The organism is Klebsiella sp. CN_Kp088 (genome assembly GCF_040064335.1).
Classification (GTDB): Bacteria; Pseudomonadota; Gammaproteobacteria; order Enterobacterales; family Enterobacteriaceae; genus Klebsiella; species Klebsiella aerogenes.
The window spans coordinates 224,924-240,484 of record NZ_JBEAIQ010000023.1; the positions used below are offsets into that span (position 1 = coordinate 224,924).

Below are 15,561 nucleotides of genomic sequence, written 5' to 3' on the forward strand. Positions count from 1 at the left end.
GGCTGAAGTCTTGTCCCGCTTGCGTTGTTAGGCGGTAAATCGCTATTTTGGGAGCATTCTGAAGCAGGGGAGACTTGGCATGTTCAGGCTGGAAGATCTGACCTTATTTGTCCGCGCGGCGGCGTTAGGCAGTTTTAGCGAGGCGGCACGGGAGGCGGGGCAGCAGCCAGCGCAGGTCAGCGCGGCGATAAAACGCCTGGAGACGACGCTCAACATTCGCCTTTTTGCTCGTTCGACCCGTAGCCTGCGCCTGACCCCGGAGGGCGAAACCTGGCTGCCCTACGCCACCCAGATGCTTGATACCCTACAGGCCGGGTTACAGAAAATTCAGGCGCCGGGGGATGAAGTCCGCGGCACGCTGCAAATCGCCGTGCCATCCGATCTTGGACGTAACCTGCTGCTCAAGGTGTTTTGCGCTTTTCGCGAACGTCACCCGGCGCTGCGCCTGCGGCTGCACTTTTCCGATCATCTGACCGACGTGTTTAAAGATCCGGTGGATGTCGCTTTTCGCTACGGCTACCACGAAGACGCTTCGTTTATCTCGCTGCCCGTCGCGCCGGAAAACCGTCGGGTGTTGGTAGCTTCACCGCAGTGGGTTGCCCGCCACGGTCAAATCAGTAGTCTGGAGGAGTTATCCCGGCACAGCGCGCTGTTGTACGTATTACGCGGCCGCCCTTTTGACCGCTGGCCGCTGATTTCAGGTAATGAAGTGCATACCGTGGAGATGAACGGCGCGATTATGAGCGATGATGCGGAGGTGATCCGTCGGCTGGCGGTAGCCGGGGTGGGGATCGCTTATAAATCGTTTCTTGATGTCAGCGACGACCTGCGGGAAGGGCGTCTGGTGCGGTTGCTGCCGGACTTTCAGGGCGATTTAACGCCGCTGAACATGATTTGTCCGCACCGCAAACAGCTCTCTGCCGCGGTGCGTTTGTTATATCAAGAGGTGAAATCACATTGTGAAGCGCTTAGTGCTTAACTAAGGTCGCGAAGTAATAGATTAGCGGGATCGCCAGCACCCACAGGCCAATCGGAATTTCACGCCACTTGCCGGCGATTGCTTTAATGACAATGTAAAACAGCAGCCCGCCGGCAATACCGGTGCCGAAGCTGTTGGCGATTAGCGTAATCATCACCATCATTAACACCGGCAGTCCGTCGGTAAAGTTCCCCAGATCGACTTTGCGCAGGCCGCTAAACATGTTCAGGCCTATCAAAATTAACGCCGGCGCGGTGGCCTCTTTAGGGATCATGAGCGCCACCGGCGTAAACAGCAACATCAGCAGGAACATCACCGCCGCCGAGAGCGCGGTGAGGCCGGTCTTGCCGCCGGCTTCCGCCGCCGCGGATGATTCAATCAGCGCCGTGGCCGCCGGAATACCGACCCACGGGCCCAGCGCGGCGGCAATCGAATCGACCATAAACGGGCGATTAATCTGCGGCATGTTGCCTTCTTCATCCAGTAAGCCCGCCTCGCCGCCGACCGCCAGCGTCGTACCCATGGTCGAGAAAAACTCGGACGCGAAAAAGACGAACAGGAACGGCAGGAAGGCGATATTTAATGCCCCCAACAGATCGATTTGCCCGAACACCGGAGCCAGCGAGTGAGGAACATCAATAAAGCTGTCCGGTAGCTTTGTCACGCCGAATGGAATACCCACCAGGGTGGCGAAAAGAATAGCCCACAATATCGCGCCTGGCACTTTACGCGCCTGTAGCGCTATCGCCAAAAACAGGCCGCACAGCGCCACCAGCGCGCCGGGGGCAAGAAAATCACCGAGCATCAGGGCGTTGGTTTTGGCATTCGCCAGCACCAGCCCGGCATTGCGAAAGCCGAGCACCGCAACGAATAACCCGATCGAGGCCGTCAGCCCCAGCTTAATTGATTGCGGTACCGAGCGGGTGACCACTTCGCGCAGGCCGAATTGGGTCAACAGGAAGAAGAGGATCCCCGACCAGCAGGCAATCCCGAGGCCAATCTGCCAGCCAATACCTTCGCTGCCCGCCAGCGTCACCCCCACCAGTACCGAGCCGCCAATGCCCGGACCGACGATAAACGGTAGGTTGGCATAAAACGCCATTAATAACGAACCGGCGACAAAGACCAGGATGGTGCCGGTGGTGGCGGCGCCTTTATCCATTCCGCCAATCGCCAGCAGTCCTGGAATAACCACCAGTAAATAGGCGGCGGCGAGAAAGCCGGTGATCCCGGCCAGGCATTCGGTGCGTAGCGAACCGCCCCGTGAGTGCAGCGCAAAGCGGCGCTCCAGCCAGTGGCTACGGGCAGAAGTATGAAGTGTGTTATCGGCCATGCTCAGGCTCCCTGAGGATTATTGTTGTGATGAGTTGGCGCCGGAGTCTCCCGGCAGGCTATCAACGGGTCAACTATCTGGCGACTGCCGCCGTCGGTGAGACCCAAATCGGTTAGATGCGGCCCGGCATTACAGGCGAGGCAGGTGCCTTCAATCGCCTTAAATACCCGGTATGGCGGCTCCCAGTCGGCGACTTTACTGCTTAAATCTCGCAGCTCGCGGAACTGCCGCGCCAGCTCGGCGGCGGGAAGATCGGAGAGCATGCCGGCAATCGGCATCGCCACATGGGCCAGGATCTCGCCCTGTTGCGCCAGCGCCATTCCGCCGCCGGAAGCGATCAACTGATTTGCCGCCAGCGCCATATCATTCGCATCACGCCCGAGCACCACCAGGTTATGTGAGTCATGCGAGTAGCTGGTGGCAATGGCGCCACGCAGCTCGCCCCAGCCTTCGAGCAGGGCGATTTGCGGCGTTGCCTGATGGCGGCCATGGCGGTGCTTCACCCAAATCAGGCTAAAGCCCGCGGGCAGTTGTACTTCGCCGTCGCGGATCTGTACTTCTACTTCACCCCATTTCGTGAAGCGCGCGCCGCTGATGTGGCGCAGGCGGGCGACACCATGGCGAATGCCCTTAATTCGCAGAATAAAATCTTCTGCATCGAGGGGGGCTAACTGCAAGGTATCACGCGGTGGCGTCACGCCGGGCGCGGCGGCAAGGGGGGTTAGCAGGTGACCGTTACGAGCGATAAGTTTGCCGCCGACATAGACCTCCTGAGCCTCGAGTTTCTCCAGCGAATCAAACACCACCAGATCCGCACGTCGCCCCGCGGCAATTAGCCCAAGATCGTTGCGCTGCAGGCGAATAGCGGCATTGAGGGTGGCGAAACGCAGCACATCGACCGTTGGCAAACCGTGTGCAATCAGCAGGTTGAGCAGGGCGATAATGCCGCCTTTCTCCAGCAGCATATCCGGCGGTACGTCATCGGTGCAGACGGTGATTTGCGAGGAGAGATGCGGCAGCGTTTTTAACGCCGCAACGATATCGGGCAGTAGATAGGGGTGCGAGCCGCGAATTTCGATAGTCAGCCCGGCGCGCAGTTTTTCCAGCGCATCGGCCGCTGAAGTCAGTTCGTGATCGGAGGTGACGCCGGCGGCGAGATACGCCTGTAAATCGGCGCCGCTGAGCCCACGGGCATGGCCCTCAATCAGTTTGCCGCTGTTAAGCCCGGCCTGGACAATCTCCTGCATCCGTTCGCTGCCGTTCAGCACGCCATGCATGTCCATCACTTCCGCTACGCCGCGTACTTCCGGCCAGCCAAGCATAGTTTCCATTTCAGCGCCGGCGAAATCAGCGCCGGACATTTCGAGACCTGGCGTAGAGGGGACGCTGGATGGCGCGGCCACCATCACCTGTAGCGGCAGGTGGCGGCTGGCATCAACCGCGTAGCGCACGCCATCGACGCCGAGCACGTTGGCCAGTTCATGTGGGTCCCAGAACACCGCGGTGGTACCCTGCGTCAGGACGATTTCGGCGTAGCGCTCGGGCGGAAGATGCGAACTTTCAAGGTGTACGTGGGTGTCCATCAAGCCAGGCGACAGATAGCCTCCCTGCAGCGAGCGCACTTCATGGGCGTCGGTGCGGCTGCCGCGCGGATGCACGCTGGCAATCATTTCCCCAACGATGCCGACGTCAGCGTCGCGGATTTCGCCAGTGGCCATATCGACGATCTGCGCATCGACGAGCAACAGATCAAACGGGGATTCGCCGCGTGCGGCCTGCACGGCGCGACGACGGACTTCAGCATTGCTGGACATAACAACTCCACCACAAGGATAATGCGGATACTCTATGGGCACAGCAAACGTTTGCCCAGATGAATAAATTTATCGCCCGATAAGCTCGGGTTATTCTGTATGACCATTGGTAGCGAACCTGACAATGAACGAACCCTGGCAACGTCTGCCCGCGCTCTCACTGAAACAACTGCAGTATTTTGTGACCCTGGCTCAGTTGCGCCATTTTACCGATACCGCCAATCGGCTGGCGATTAGCCAACCGGCGCTCAGCAGTGCGCTACGGCAGATTGAAAGTGTGATCGGCGGCAAGCTGGTCAATCGTACCGCCTCGGCGGTGACTCTGACGGAACTGGGGGCGGCGATTTTACCCCATGCCCAGCGGATACTGAGCGTGGCCCAGGCTTCTTTTTTTGATATGCAGCAGATCGTGGAAGCGGGCGGCGATGGTACGGTACGTATCGGGCTGGTGCCGTCGGTGAGCTCGCTGCTGTTTCCGCTGCTGCCGCAGACTCTGGCGCAAGCCTTTCCGCGTCTGCGCATCGAATTTCATGACCAGACCAACGATGCGTTAATGCGGGCGCTGCAAAGCGGTGAGATTGATTTTGGTATCGGCGCGATCGACAGTTCGCTACCAGCTGAGCTACTGGTTTATCCGCTGCGCGAGGATCCGTTCGTGGTGGTACTGCACCGCGACGATCCGCTCGCTGCGCAGCCAAATTTACCGTGGAAGCAGTTGGTAGGCCGTGATATTGCCGTTTTCTCAAAGGGGAATATTCAGCGGCTGGTGGCGGCGCTGGTGGAAAGCCAGCGTTTGACCTTAACGACGCGTTACCAGGTAGACTATATCGAAACCCTTTATGGGCTGGTACGTTCGCGGCTGGCGGTGGCCATTCTCCCGGCGCTGTATACGACCTATTTGCACGATCCGGCGTTAAAGGTGGCGCAACTGCAGCAGCCGGCGCTCACGCGGACGGTGGCCCTGATGCGTGGGCCGCAGGCGCTTGCACCGTTAATCGAAGAGTGTTTTTCTCTGTTACAGTCCGCATTGCGCTAGGGCAGGTGCTTTATCAGTACGTCCACCGTCAAATGGTTGATGTACTCCAGCGAGTGCGAGGACAGCACCCCCAGCAGCCGGTTATGGTGTCCGGCGATAATTAAATCGATATGGCGTTGTTGTACGCACTCTTCGACATCAGCAAAACGGCGGGTCGTCACCAGCGATAGCGTCTGTACCGGCAGGGCGACGGTCGTCGCCAGCTCGTTGAGCAGGACTTTGGCCTGAATGACCTCTTGCGATACTTCATCATTCTGCAGGCTGTCGGACACGTAATTAAGCGCCCGGTAGTCGGTGCTGATGTGGGCGATGGTAATCCGCATCCCGTTTTCCTGCGCCATCCTGGCGGCGTGTTGTAGCAACGGAACACCATCAAGGCTGCTATTAATCAGTACCAGCGCATGGTGATAAACGGTCATATATACCTCCGCGCAATAAAACAGTCCTGAACTCATTTTGGGCCTGCGGCGAGGGGAACGCAAATCAGAACATGCGAGGCGAATGGATAAAAAAATCCCCCGCGGCCAGAAAGGGCGCGAGGGAGATTCAGCGATTATCGCTTACGGGGTGACAATGTTGAACCAGAATTCAAATTTGTCCATGTAGCTCAGCATTTCATCGAGCTTAGCGCCATTGCCGCTAATCTTGACGTCGCCCTTATCTTCAGCCTGCTTCAGCGTTTCCTGTTTCAAAATGATCTTGTTCAGGGTATCGCGGTTCAGAGTAATACTGGCGTCAGCGTTGTCTGCTACCGCATTAGCGGTGTGGTTAAGCACGCCATTTTCCAGTTCCAGCTTGTACTTACCGCCATCTTTACCAAGATCGATGTTGAAGACCGCTTTTGCCGCGCCGGCTTTCTGGCCGTTGATATGTACGCCCAGGTAGTCGAAGAACATCTCCGGAGTCATTGCACGAACGGTATCCGGGCTGGCGGTGTTAGGCGTCGGGAGCTTCTGTACGCCGTTACGCAGTTCCTGCGCGCCGGTCAGGTAGAAGTTGCGCCAGGTACCGGCTTCCGCCTGGTAGCCTAACTGCTCCAGGGCATCCGCTTCGAGGTTACGCGCATCGGCATTCTGCGGGTCGGCGAAGACGATTTTACTGGTCACCTGCGCCACCCAGCGGTAGTTCCCCTGCTGATAGTCGGCTTTGGCTTTCTGCATGATGGCATCGGCGCCGCCCATGTATTCAACGAACTTCTTCGCAGCCTGTTGCGGCGGCAGCTCGTCGAGGGTCGCCGGGTTGCCATCGAACCAGCCGAGGTAGTAAACGTACGTCGCTTTCACATCGTGGCTGACGGAGCCGTAATAACCGCGGCTCGACCACTGTTTTTCCAGCGATTCCGGTAGCTTGAAGTTAGCGGCGATTTCATCGCGGGTCAGGCCTTCGTTGGCCATACGCAGGGTCTGGTCGTTGATGTAGCGATACATGTCGCGCTGACCTTTCATCAGCTTGATAATGTTGTCATTACCCCAGGTTGGCCAGTGGTGCTGAGCGATAATGACTTCAGCATCGTTGCCCCAGCGGTCGATAGCGGCGTTAATATATTTTGACCAGGCCAGCGGATCGCGGATCTTCGCGCCGCGTAGCGAGTAAGTGTTGTGCAGGGTATGGGTAACATCCTCTGCCGCTTCAATCATTTTCTTCTCTTTGACATACCACAGCATTTCCGACGGTGCTTCGGAACCTGGCGCCATCATGAAGTCGTAGGTCAGGCCATCAATCACTTCCTGCTGGCCGGTTTTAGTGATGTAGTTGGTCGGCTGGAGCAGCGTCACGGTACCCGCAGAGGTGGTGGTGCCAAGACCAGCGCCGACCTGGCCTTTGGCGTCAGGCTTCAGCAGGTTGCCGTACATATAGCTGGCGCGACGACTCATCGCGGTACCGGCCATAATGTTCTCGGAAACCGCTTCTTCCATGAATCCGGCCGGGGCGTAGATTTTTACTTTGCCAGCCTTCACGTCGGCTTCATCAACCACGCCGCGGATGCCGCCGTAGTGGTCAACATGGCTGTGGGTGAACAGGACGGCGACAACCGGCTTTTTACCGCGGTTGGCGTAGTAGAGATCCATCGCTTCTTTCGCCGGCTCGGCGCTCAGCAGCGGGTCGATAACGGTGATCCCTTTCTCGCCTTCGATGATGGTCATGTTGGAGAGATCGAGATTACGGATCTGATAAACACCGTCGGTGACTTTAAACAGGCCGCCGATATTAATCAGCTGTGACTGGCGCCACAAGCTCGGGTTAACGGTATCCGGGGCTTTTTCACCTTCTTTGACGAAGTCATATTTTGCCGGGTTCCAGATAACGTTGCCTTGCTCGCCTTTAATCATGGTCTGCGGCAGCGCGGCGATAAAACCTTTATGCGCGTTATCGAAATCAGTTTTATCGGCAAACGGCAGTTTGTTGTACAGCGCGTTATTTGCCTGCTGAGTTGCCGGGGTGGCGTCCTGCTGCTGGGCGGCAGCGAAGGCGGAAAGCGACAGCGAAGTTAAAACACCGGCCAGAGCCAGATGTTTAGCGATCTGATTTAATTTCATTGCATGGCCTCTTAGATTATTTGTTCCGCTATCAATGTTTAATATCAGCGGATAATTCAAATGCGGACTAATTACTGGCCATTTTAAAGCGAATACTTTGCGTTGATAGTCCCATATGGGACTGGTCATTATCAAAGAAATAATCACCCTCGAATCTGCTATCACTTCGCTGCTATACTCGATACCACAGCAGACGGCGCAGCAAGGGGCAGAGCGTGAATTTTCAGGATATCCATAGCTATTATCAGCAACTCAACATTGATGCCTTTTTTCCGCAAATAATTGCGCAAGGGGAAGCCCTGACGGTTGCGGCTAATAAAAAATTAGCAATTCAGCCAGGATATATTTATTTTTGCACTGAAGGTTCGCTGTCAATATTAATGCCGGATAATGGCCTTCATATTGGTAATTCCATTGAGTATATGCCGATAGGGCTTATGGAAAGGTACTGCCCGCTGGCGAAGTTTGAATATATCAGCAGCGCGGCGGTGAAGCTGGTTAAAGTCACTTATGATGTCTTTGACCAAATCTTTTTACACGGCGGCCCTGAACGCGTGCAGGAGCTGGCGATCATTCTGACCTATATGTCGATTTTTACTATCGATCTTCATAACGAACGCCGGCAGATGACCAGCTATCAGACCATCAGGCCGATGCTGTTTCGTTATCTTTATCGCCAGAGTACCCATCAGGGGGAAAACGAAGGCCTGGCGCTGTTTATTATTAAGCGCACTAATCTGTCGCGCACGCATGTTTTTCGGGTGCTGGCGGATCTGAAAGCCGGGGGCTATATCACGATGAAGCGCGGCAAACTGGTTTCTATCGACCGACCATTGCCGGAAGCCTACTAGCAGAGAGGGAAAACTCCCGCGACCGGGCGCCGCGGGAGCAGGACATTATGGCGTAACGATGTCGAACCAGAATTCGAACTTGTCCATATAGCCCAGCATTTCATTGAGCTTATCGGCGTTACCGGTGATTTTCGCATCGCCGTTATCAACGGCCTGCTTCAGCGTCTCCTCTTTGAGGATGATCTTATTCAGGGTGGCGCGGTTGAGGGCGATAGTGGTATCGGCATCTTTCGCTTCCGCATTAGCGGTATGGTTCAGTACGCCGTTTTCCAGCTCCAGCTTATACTTGCCGCCGTCGCTGCCGAGATCGATATTAAAGACCGATTTCGCGTTACCCGCTTTCTCGCCGTTGATGTGCACCGCCAGATAGTCGAAGAACATTTCTGGTGTCATTGCGCGCACGGTATCCGGGCTGGCGGTGTTCGGGGTTGGTCCTTTCACCACGCCGTTACGCAACTCCTGCGCGCCGGTGAGGTAGAAGTTACGCCACGGGCCGGATTCCGCCTGATAGCCTAACTGTTCAAGGGCATCTGCTTCCAGATTACGCGCATCCTGGTTTTTCGGATCGGCGAAGACGATTTTACTGACCACCTGAGCTACCCAACGATAGTTACCCTGGTCGTAATCCTCTTTCGCTTTCTTCATGATGGCATCGGCGCCGCCCATGTAATCGACGAATTTCTTCGCCGCTTCTTCCGGCGGCAGTTCGTCGAGGGTGGCCGGGTTGCCGTCGAACCAGCCGAGATACAGCACGTAGGTGGCTTTCACGTCGTGGCTAACAGAGCCGTAGTAACCGCGGTTAGCCCAGGTGTTGGCAAGGCTATCCGGCAGTTTGAATTTAGCGGCAATTTCATCGCGAGTCAGCCCTTCGTTAGCCATACGCAGGGTCTGGTCGTTAATGTAACGGTACAGGTCACGCTGGCTCTTAAGCAGGTTGACCACGTTTTCGTTGCCCCAGGTCGGCCAGTGGTGCTGAGCCATAATAATCTCAGCCTTGTCGCCCCAGCGTACAATCGCTTCGTTGATGTACTTCGACCACGGCAGCGGTTCGCGGATTTTCGCGCCGCGCAGCGAATAGGTGTTGTGCAGGGTGTGTGTTACGTCTTCCGCGGATTCAATCAGTTTTTTCTCTTCGATGAACCACAGCATTTCCGATGGCGCTTCTGAACCTGGCGCCAGCATAAAGTCATAGGTCAGACCGTCAATAACTTCTTTCTGACCGTCTTTTTCAATGATATTAGTTGGGGCAATCAGGGTAACGGTACCCGCCGAGGTGGTGGTGCCCAGACCGGCGCCGACCTGTCCGGTGGCCGATGGTTTCAGCAGGTTGCCGTACATGTAGCTGGCGCGGCGGCTCATGACGTTACCGGCCATGATGTTTTCAGCCACCGCCGCTTCCATAAAGCCGGACGGCGCGTAAATTTTCACTTTGCCGGATTTCACATCCGCTTCATCTACTACGCCGCGCACCCCGCCGTAGTGGTCAACGTGGCTGTGGGTATAGATAACGGCGACGACCGGTTTCTTACCGCGGTTTTTGTAATACAGATCCATGCCCACTTTGGCGGTTTCTGCCGACACCAGCGGATCCACGACGGTAATGCCTTCTTTACCTTCGATGATGGTCATGTTGGAAAGATCCAGATTGCGGATCTGGTAGACGCCGTCGGTCACCTCAAACAGGCCGCTGATGTTAATCAGCTGCGACTGCCGCCACAGGCTCGGGTTGACGGAATCCGGGGCTTTTTCACCTTCTTTGATGAAAGAGTACTGTTGCGGATCCCATACTACGTTACCTTGTTCTCCTTTAATGATCTCGGTGGGCAGGGCGGCAATAAACCCTTTATGGGCGTTGGTGAAATCGGTGTTATCAGAGAAGGGGAGTTGGTTATAGAGAGCGTCGTTGGCTTGTTTGGTGGCAGCGGTCGCTTCTTTTGCGGCGACTTCCGCCCATGCTGACAAGCTGATCGATGACAGCAAGCCGGCAATGGCTAATCCTTTCACTATGGGGGTCAATTTCATTGGAATCCTCTTACCTTAATGGCGATTCACTCGTTAATTCCGATCTGACGTGGTGTTACAACTTGTAACGCTTTCTTGAACTATAACCAATTGTTTACATTGAGCAAGTTTGTGATTACAAAAAAAATACATTAATTAAAAAACTACTCTCTCGTAGGTAAAATGAGATTTATCCAATGGGATTAATGTCGCTTATTTAGCTCGGCGTTTGACGTGTCGGCTACTGCGGAGAAGGGGAAAAAAGCGGCCCTTAGGCCGCTTTTAAATTAACAAGGAAGCGGCGCTATTTGGCGTAGCCTAAAAATTTACCGTCCTGCATGACGGCAATTTTTCCTGATTGGTAGACAATAAAAACGTATAAACCCTGAGAATAGGTTTTCGCGTCAGCATTGCTTTCGTCTAAGGCCGCGGGTTTGCCATCAACTGTCAGCCCGGTTGAGTTTGTGACCAGCTTCATACCATTGAAGATCTTCACTTTTTTGCTGGATTGCGCTTTCTGCACGGGATATAAAGCCTGTGCATTTTCCAGCGCCTGTTTCTCCGCTGCGGCGTTCACCGTAGCCTGTTTGTTTTGTTCCGCAATATAACAGGCATCTTTACTGATCCCCTGTGCTTCGCACTCGGCCATACGCTGCGCTGGTGAACTGCAACCAATCGCGATGGCTGCGCTGAGTGCCAGCAGCAGCATAGAAACGTGTTTCACTTTCATCATTAACGACCTTAGTGTCGAAATTATTTTTAACATGTTATGCAAACTAACGGCAGCGGCGACTACTGCGGTTACTGTATTCGCTTAGTTAGTAACGCGTAGTAACTATGTCTTATGGTTATTAAGTGAATTGTGATCTAAATCAACCGACGCACGGATAGCTAAAATTTTGTGTAATCGCTTACATGGCGCAGGAAAAAGTGGCGTCTCTGTGGCAAACGTACAAGGATGATACAACGACGCGTAATGACGGTATGCAAATCAGCCATTATGATGGCGCTTTCTACAAGGATCATAAGGGATTATGAAGTGGATACTGTTGAACAAATTAGTGGGTACTTCTATAAAGGATACTGGAATCTGAAACCAGAGGAGTTATTCCTGTTGATTCTCATCGACGCGATGAGTCAGCATCTTGAAATTGAGGCAACAGCCGCAACTGCTATCTTAACCGGACAACCCTGGATACCGACGCGAACAAAACCAGGTACAGCAATTAAAGGAACGAGTATTGCTTCCATAATGTCTCGTAAGCTACTCAGTAATGTACGTTTGCCGGTTGGTATCTCGTTAATCACTCCTATGGGTAAAAGTCTGAAAGGCTTTCATTGGTCGAAAACTAACAAGCTAGGCGCGGTTATAGGCCGCTACATACCATGGATAGGGTGGGCAATGGCATTTTATTATGCGAGAGCAATATTAATTGATACTGGTGAAACTTTTAATAAGATGGTTAAACCAGAACATAAAGTTGCATGGACATATTTCTAATGAGCATTGAACAAGAAATTATTGATTATATATATACTCATCATAGCCATAAGAGATACTGTTTTTTTGGCGAACGTCCAGAAGTCACGTTAGATACTGAATTAACAAAGGGGGGGCTTAATATCATCTGGGAAGATGCAGAAGATACTTTAGATTACTATTTCAAACAATGGAATGTAAAAATGAATGGCTTCGAAATTATCTATTACTTTGAACCTGAGTTTTTAGGTTCCATGCCTCCAGAGAAGCCGCTTAAACCGCTAACAGTACAAATGTTGGTTGAGTCCGCAAAAGCAGGTGAATGGTTGTACGATTAAGGGACATATCGCCGGGAGACATACCGCTTTTGCCGTTTACAAGACTTATCGCTGGCATTACTATCTTGATTAAAGATTAACGGAACGTTAGTCGCCATTTTGTACCAAATGACTCGGGGTGCCCTTCTTTGTGAAGGCTGAGAAATACCCGTACCACCTGATCTGGATAATGCCAGCGTAGGGAAGTCAGAGACCGCATGGTCTGCGCTGCTTCCTCATCTGGCGGGAGCAAACCATGCATGAACCGCTAAATCCGGCGCATATCGCGCACCTGCAGCAGCTTTTCCGCACCTCTTCGCCGCTTGTTCACTGTATGACCAACGATGTGGTCCAGACTTTCACCGCTAACGTCCTGCTGGCTATTGGCGCCTCGCCGGCGATGGTGATTGATCCTACGGAAGCCACGCAGTTTGCCGCCATTGCCGATGCGCTATTGATTAATGTCGGGACCTTAACCACTGAGCGCGCCAACGCGATGCGCGCGGCGGCGCAGAGCGCCCGCCAGGCGGGAAAACCCTGGACGCTGGATCCGGTTGCCGTCGGCGCGCTGACGCTACGCACTGATTTTTGTCGCGAATTACTGGAACTGCGGCCTGCGGCAATTCGCGGCAACGCCTCGGAAATCATGGCGCTGGCGGGGAGCAGCGGCGGCGGGCGCGGCGTGGACACGACCGATAGCGTAGCTGCGGCGTTACCCGCAGCCCAGGTGCTGGCGCGCAAGCTCAATACCGTGGTCGCGGTGACGGGCGAGGTGGATTACATCAGCGATGGTGAGCGCACGCTTGCCGTGAGCGGCGGTGATGTCCTGATGACGCGGGTGGTAGGGACCGGCTGCGCGTTATCCGCGGTTGTGGCGGCAAGCGCCGCGATGCCCGGCGATCGGCTGCAAAACGTGGCAGCCGCCTGCGGCCTGATGAAAATGGCGGGAGGTGAAGCGGCGCGACACGGCGGCCCCGGCAGTTTTATCCCGGCATTCCTCGACGCGTTATACGCGGAGGTGCCGGCATGAAGCGGATTAACGCCTTAACCATCGCCGGCACCGATCCCAGCGGCGGCGCCGGGATCCAGGCCGACCTCAAAACATTCTCCGCACTCGGCGCTTACGGCTGCTCGGTGATCACCGCGCTGGTGGCGCAGAATACCCGCGGCGTGCAGTCGGTATACCGCATTGAGCCGGACTTCGTGGCGGCGCAGTTGGATTCGGTGTTTAGCGACGTGCGAATCGATACTACGAAAATCGGCATGCTGGCGGAAACCGATATCGTTGAAGCGGTGGCGGAACGTCTTGCCCGCTATCAAATTGCCAACGTGGTGCTGGATACCGTAATGCTGGCGAAAAGCGGCGATCCGCTGTTATCCCACTCGGCAATTGCGACGCTGCGCCAGCGCCTGCTGCCGCACGTTTCACTGATCACCCCGAATTTGCCGGAGGCCGCGGCGCTGCTCGATGCGCCGCATGCGCAAAGCGAGCGCGAGATGCTGGAACAGGGCAGGGCGCTGTTAGCGCTAGGCTGCGGGGCGGTATTAATGAAGGGCGGACATCTGGACGACGCCGAAAGCCCGGACTGGCTGTTTACCCGCGAAGGCGAACAGCGCTTTACCGCGCCGCGCGTGCAGACCAAAAATACCCACGGTACCGGCTGTACGTTATCTGCCGCGCTGGCGGCGCTGCGTCCGCGCTATGCCGATTGGGGACAAACGGTCGCCGAAGCGAAGGGCTGGCTGTCGGCGGCGCTGGCGCAGGCCGATTCGCTGGAAGTGGGGCACGGTATCGGCCCGGTACATCATTTCCACGCCTGGTGGTAAATGGCAGTGAAACGAGACAGCAGAATCTACTGAAAAAACGCGCTCCCGGCTGGAAAATATGCTAACTCGGTACCAGGCTTAACCTGCCCAAAATTTTTGGGTTGGGATAAAACATGCTGGCTGCGGCCAGCACTTACGGGAGATAGCTATGACTGATATTACGCAGTTGCTTGGCAAAGATGCCGACAGCCTTTTACAGCACCGTTGTATGACTATTCCAGCCGATCAACTCTATTTACCGGGAGCGGATTACGTCGACCGGGTGATGGTGGATAACAACCGCCCGCCTGCGGTGCTGCGTAATATGCAGACCCTCTACAACACCGGGCGTCTGGCGGGAACGGGGTATCTGTCCATTCTGCCGGTCGACCAGGGCGTAGAGCACTCGGCGGGCGCGTCGTTCGCCGCCAACCCGCTCTACTTCGATCCGAAGAATATCGTGGAACTCGCCATCGAAGCCGGCTGTAACTGCGTGGCTTCTACCTATGGCGTACTGGCCTCGGTATCGCGCCGCTACGCGCACCGCATTCCATTCCTCGTTAAGCTCAACCATAACGAAACGTTGAGCTACCCGACCGAGTATGACCAGACCCTGTACGCCAGCGTCGAACAGGCGTTCAACATGGGCGCGGTTGCGGTTGGCGCGACGATCTATTTCGGCTCCGAACAGTCTCGTCGGCAGATTGAAGAGATCTCCGCCGCCTTCGAGCGCGCGCACGAGCTCGGCCTGGTCACCGTGCTGTGGGCCTATCTGCGCAACCCGGCATTCAAAAAAGATGGCGTCGATTACCACGTTTCCGCTGACCTGACCGGCCAGGCCAACCATCTGGCCGCCACCATTGGCGCTGATATCGTGAAGCAGAAAATGGCCGAGAACAACGGCGGCTATAAGGCGGTGAACTTCGGTTATACCGACGATCGCGTCTACAGCAAGCTGACCAGCGATAACCCGATCGATCTGGTGCGCTATCAGCTGGCGAACTGCTATATGGGCCGCGCCGGGTTGATTAACTCCGGCGGGGCGGCGGGCGGCGAAACCGATCTTGCCGATGCGGTGCGCACGGCGGTAATCAATAAACGCGCCGGCGGCATGGGGCTGATCCTCGGTCGTAAAGCCTTTAAGAAATCGATGAGCGAAGGCGTGAAGCTGATCAACGCGGTGCAGGATGTCTATCTGGACGGCAAAGTCACCATCGCGTAAGGCAAAAATCCGGGCGCGAGGCCCGGATTGACTATTTTACTTACCCCGGTCTCCGGGGTTTTTTTATGATTTTACTGTGCTGACGTTCAGCTGTTCAGCCGCTTCGCTGGTAGCAAAACCGGGCTGCTCAACGCGAATAAACGGGCACAGACAAAACGCCAGCAGATAGAGCGCGGTATAGGCCA

At 55.3% G+C, this 15,561-nt stretch carries 15 protein-coding genes and 1 riboswitch; of the genes, 8 read left to right on the forward strand and 7 right to left on the reverse strand.

Annotated elements, in window-relative coordinates; translation table 11 throughout:
• Nucleotides 1-79: 79 nt before the first annotated feature.
• Nucleotides 80-979, forward strand: coding sequence for a LysR family transcriptional regulator (locus tag ABLV08_RS14310; RefSeq protein ID WP_348855975.1), 900 nt, complete (start codon nt 80-82; stop codon nt 977-979).
• On the opposite strand, the gene ABLV08_RS14315 is transcribed toward ABLV08_RS14310, so the two are convergent.
• A complete protein-coding gene (locus ABLV08_RS14315) occupies nt 969-2,312 on the reverse strand; it encodes an NCS2 family permease (protein WP_020078310.1) in 1,344 nt (447 codons plus the stop codon). The genes ABLV08_RS14310 and ABLV08_RS14315 overlap by 11 nt on opposite strands.
• Nucleotides 2,313-2,314: 2 nt before the next feature.
• A complete protein-coding gene (locus ABLV08_RS14320) occupies nt 2,315-4,126 on the reverse strand; it encodes an adenine deaminase C-terminal domain-containing protein (RefSeq protein WP_063402433.1) in 1,812 nt (603 codons plus the stop codon).
• Nucleotides 4,127-4,250: 124 nt separating this feature from the next.
• Here ABLV08_RS14320 and ABLV08_RS14325 point away from each other — a divergent pair, with 124 nt between their 5' ends.
• Nucleotides 4,251-5,162 (forward strand): LysR family transcriptional regulator, encoded by a 912-nt coding sequence (locus tag ABLV08_RS14325; protein WP_015365757.1) that lies wholly within the window; start codon nt 4,251-4,253, stop codon nt 5,160-5,162.
• Here ABLV08_RS14325 and ABLV08_RS14330 read toward each other — a convergent pair.
• Together ABLV08_RS14330 and ABLV08_RS14335 are read right to left on the reverse strand one after the other, a co-directional pair.
• Nucleotides 5,159-5,581 carry a universal stress protein gene (locus ABLV08_RS14330; protein ID WP_032708738.1) on the reverse strand — a complete coding sequence of 141 codons (423 nt, stop codon included), beginning with the start codon at nt 5,579-5,581 and terminating at the stop codon, nt 5,159-5,161. The genes ABLV08_RS14325 and ABLV08_RS14330 overlap by 4 nt on opposite strands.
• 141 nt (nt 5,582-5,722) lie before the next feature.
• On the reverse strand, nt 5,723-7,699 hold the full coding sequence (locus ABLV08_RS14335) for an alkyl sulfatase dimerization domain-containing protein (RefSeq protein WP_015365759.1): 1,977 nt from the start codon (nt 7,697-7,699) through the stop codon (nt 5,723-5,725).
• A gap of 215 nt (nt 7,700-7,914) precedes the next feature.
• Here ABLV08_RS14335 and ABLV08_RS14340 point away from each other — a divergent pair, with 215 nt between their 5' ends.
• Complete coding sequence (locus ABLV08_RS14340) at nt 7,915-8,550, forward strand: helix-turn-helix domain-containing protein (protein WP_021464500.1); 636 nt, start codon at nt 7,915-7,917, stop codon at nt 8,548-8,550.
• Between the two features lie 45 nt (nt 8,551-8,595).
• On the opposite strand, the gene ABLV08_RS14345 is transcribed toward ABLV08_RS14340, so the two are convergent.
• On the reverse strand, nt 8,596-10,572 hold the full coding sequence (locus tag ABLV08_RS14345; protein ID WP_032712021.1) for an alkyl sulfatase dimerization domain-containing protein: 1,977 nt from the start codon (nt 10,570-10,572) through the stop codon (nt 8,596-8,598).
• Between the two features lie 283 nt (nt 10,573-10,855).
• Complete coding sequence (locus ABLV08_RS14350; RefSeq protein ID WP_032706050.1) at nt 10,856-11,281, reverse strand: lipoprotein precursor-like protein; 426 nt, start codon at nt 11,279-11,281, stop codon at nt 10,856-10,858.
• 309 nt (nt 11,282-11,590) lie between these two features.
• Here ABLV08_RS14350 and ABLV08_RS14355 point away from each other — a divergent pair, with 309 nt between their 5' ends.
• The 5 genes from ABLV08_RS14355 (at nt 11,591) to fbaB (ending at nt 15,376) form a co-directional block, all read left to right on the forward strand.
• Nucleotides 11,591-12,052: an STM2901 family protein gene (locus tag ABLV08_RS14355; RefSeq protein WP_348855976.1), complete on the forward strand. Its 462-nt coding sequence runs from the start codon at nt 11,591-11,593 to the stop codon at nt 12,050-12,052.
• Nucleotides 12,052-12,369, forward strand: a complete 318-nt coding sequence (locus tag ABLV08_RS14360) for a DUF1493 family protein (protein WP_032708737.1) — start codon at nt 12,052-12,054, stop codon at nt 12,367-12,369. The genes ABLV08_RS14355 and ABLV08_RS14360 overlap by 1 nt, the downstream gene beginning before the upstream one ends.
• Before the next feature lie 104 nt (nt 12,370-12,473).
• A riboswitch (TPP riboswitch) is annotated at nt 12,474-12,570 on the forward strand.
• 34 nt (nt 12,571-12,604) lie between these two features.
• Complete coding sequence (gene thiM / locus ABLV08_RS14365; RefSeq protein WP_348855977.1) at nt 12,605-13,378, forward strand: hydroxyethylthiazole kinase; 774 nt, start codon at nt 12,605-12,607, stop codon at nt 13,376-13,378.
• Nucleotides 13,375-14,175 carry a bifunctional hydroxymethylpyrimidine kinase/phosphomethylpyrimidine kinase gene (thiD, locus tag ABLV08_RS14370; RefSeq protein WP_015706078.1) on the forward strand — a complete coding sequence of 267 codons (801 nt, stop codon included), beginning with the start codon at nt 13,375-13,377 and terminating at the stop codon, nt 14,173-14,175. Before thiM ends, thiD begins: the two co-directional genes overlap by 4 nt.
• A 148-nt stretch (nt 14,176-14,323) precedes the next feature.
• On the forward strand, nt 14,324-15,376 hold the full coding sequence (gene fbaB / locus ABLV08_RS14375; protein WP_015365768.1) for a class I fructose-bisphosphate aldolase: 1,053 nt from the start codon (nt 14,324-14,326) through the stop codon (nt 15,374-15,376).
• Between the two features lie 63 nt (nt 15,377-15,439).
• Here the strand turns inward: fbaB and ABLV08_RS14380 are convergent.
• On the reverse strand, nt 15,440-15,561 hold a 122-nt coding region (locus ABLV08_RS14380; protein WP_240325678.1), incomplete at its 5' end, for a hypothetical protein.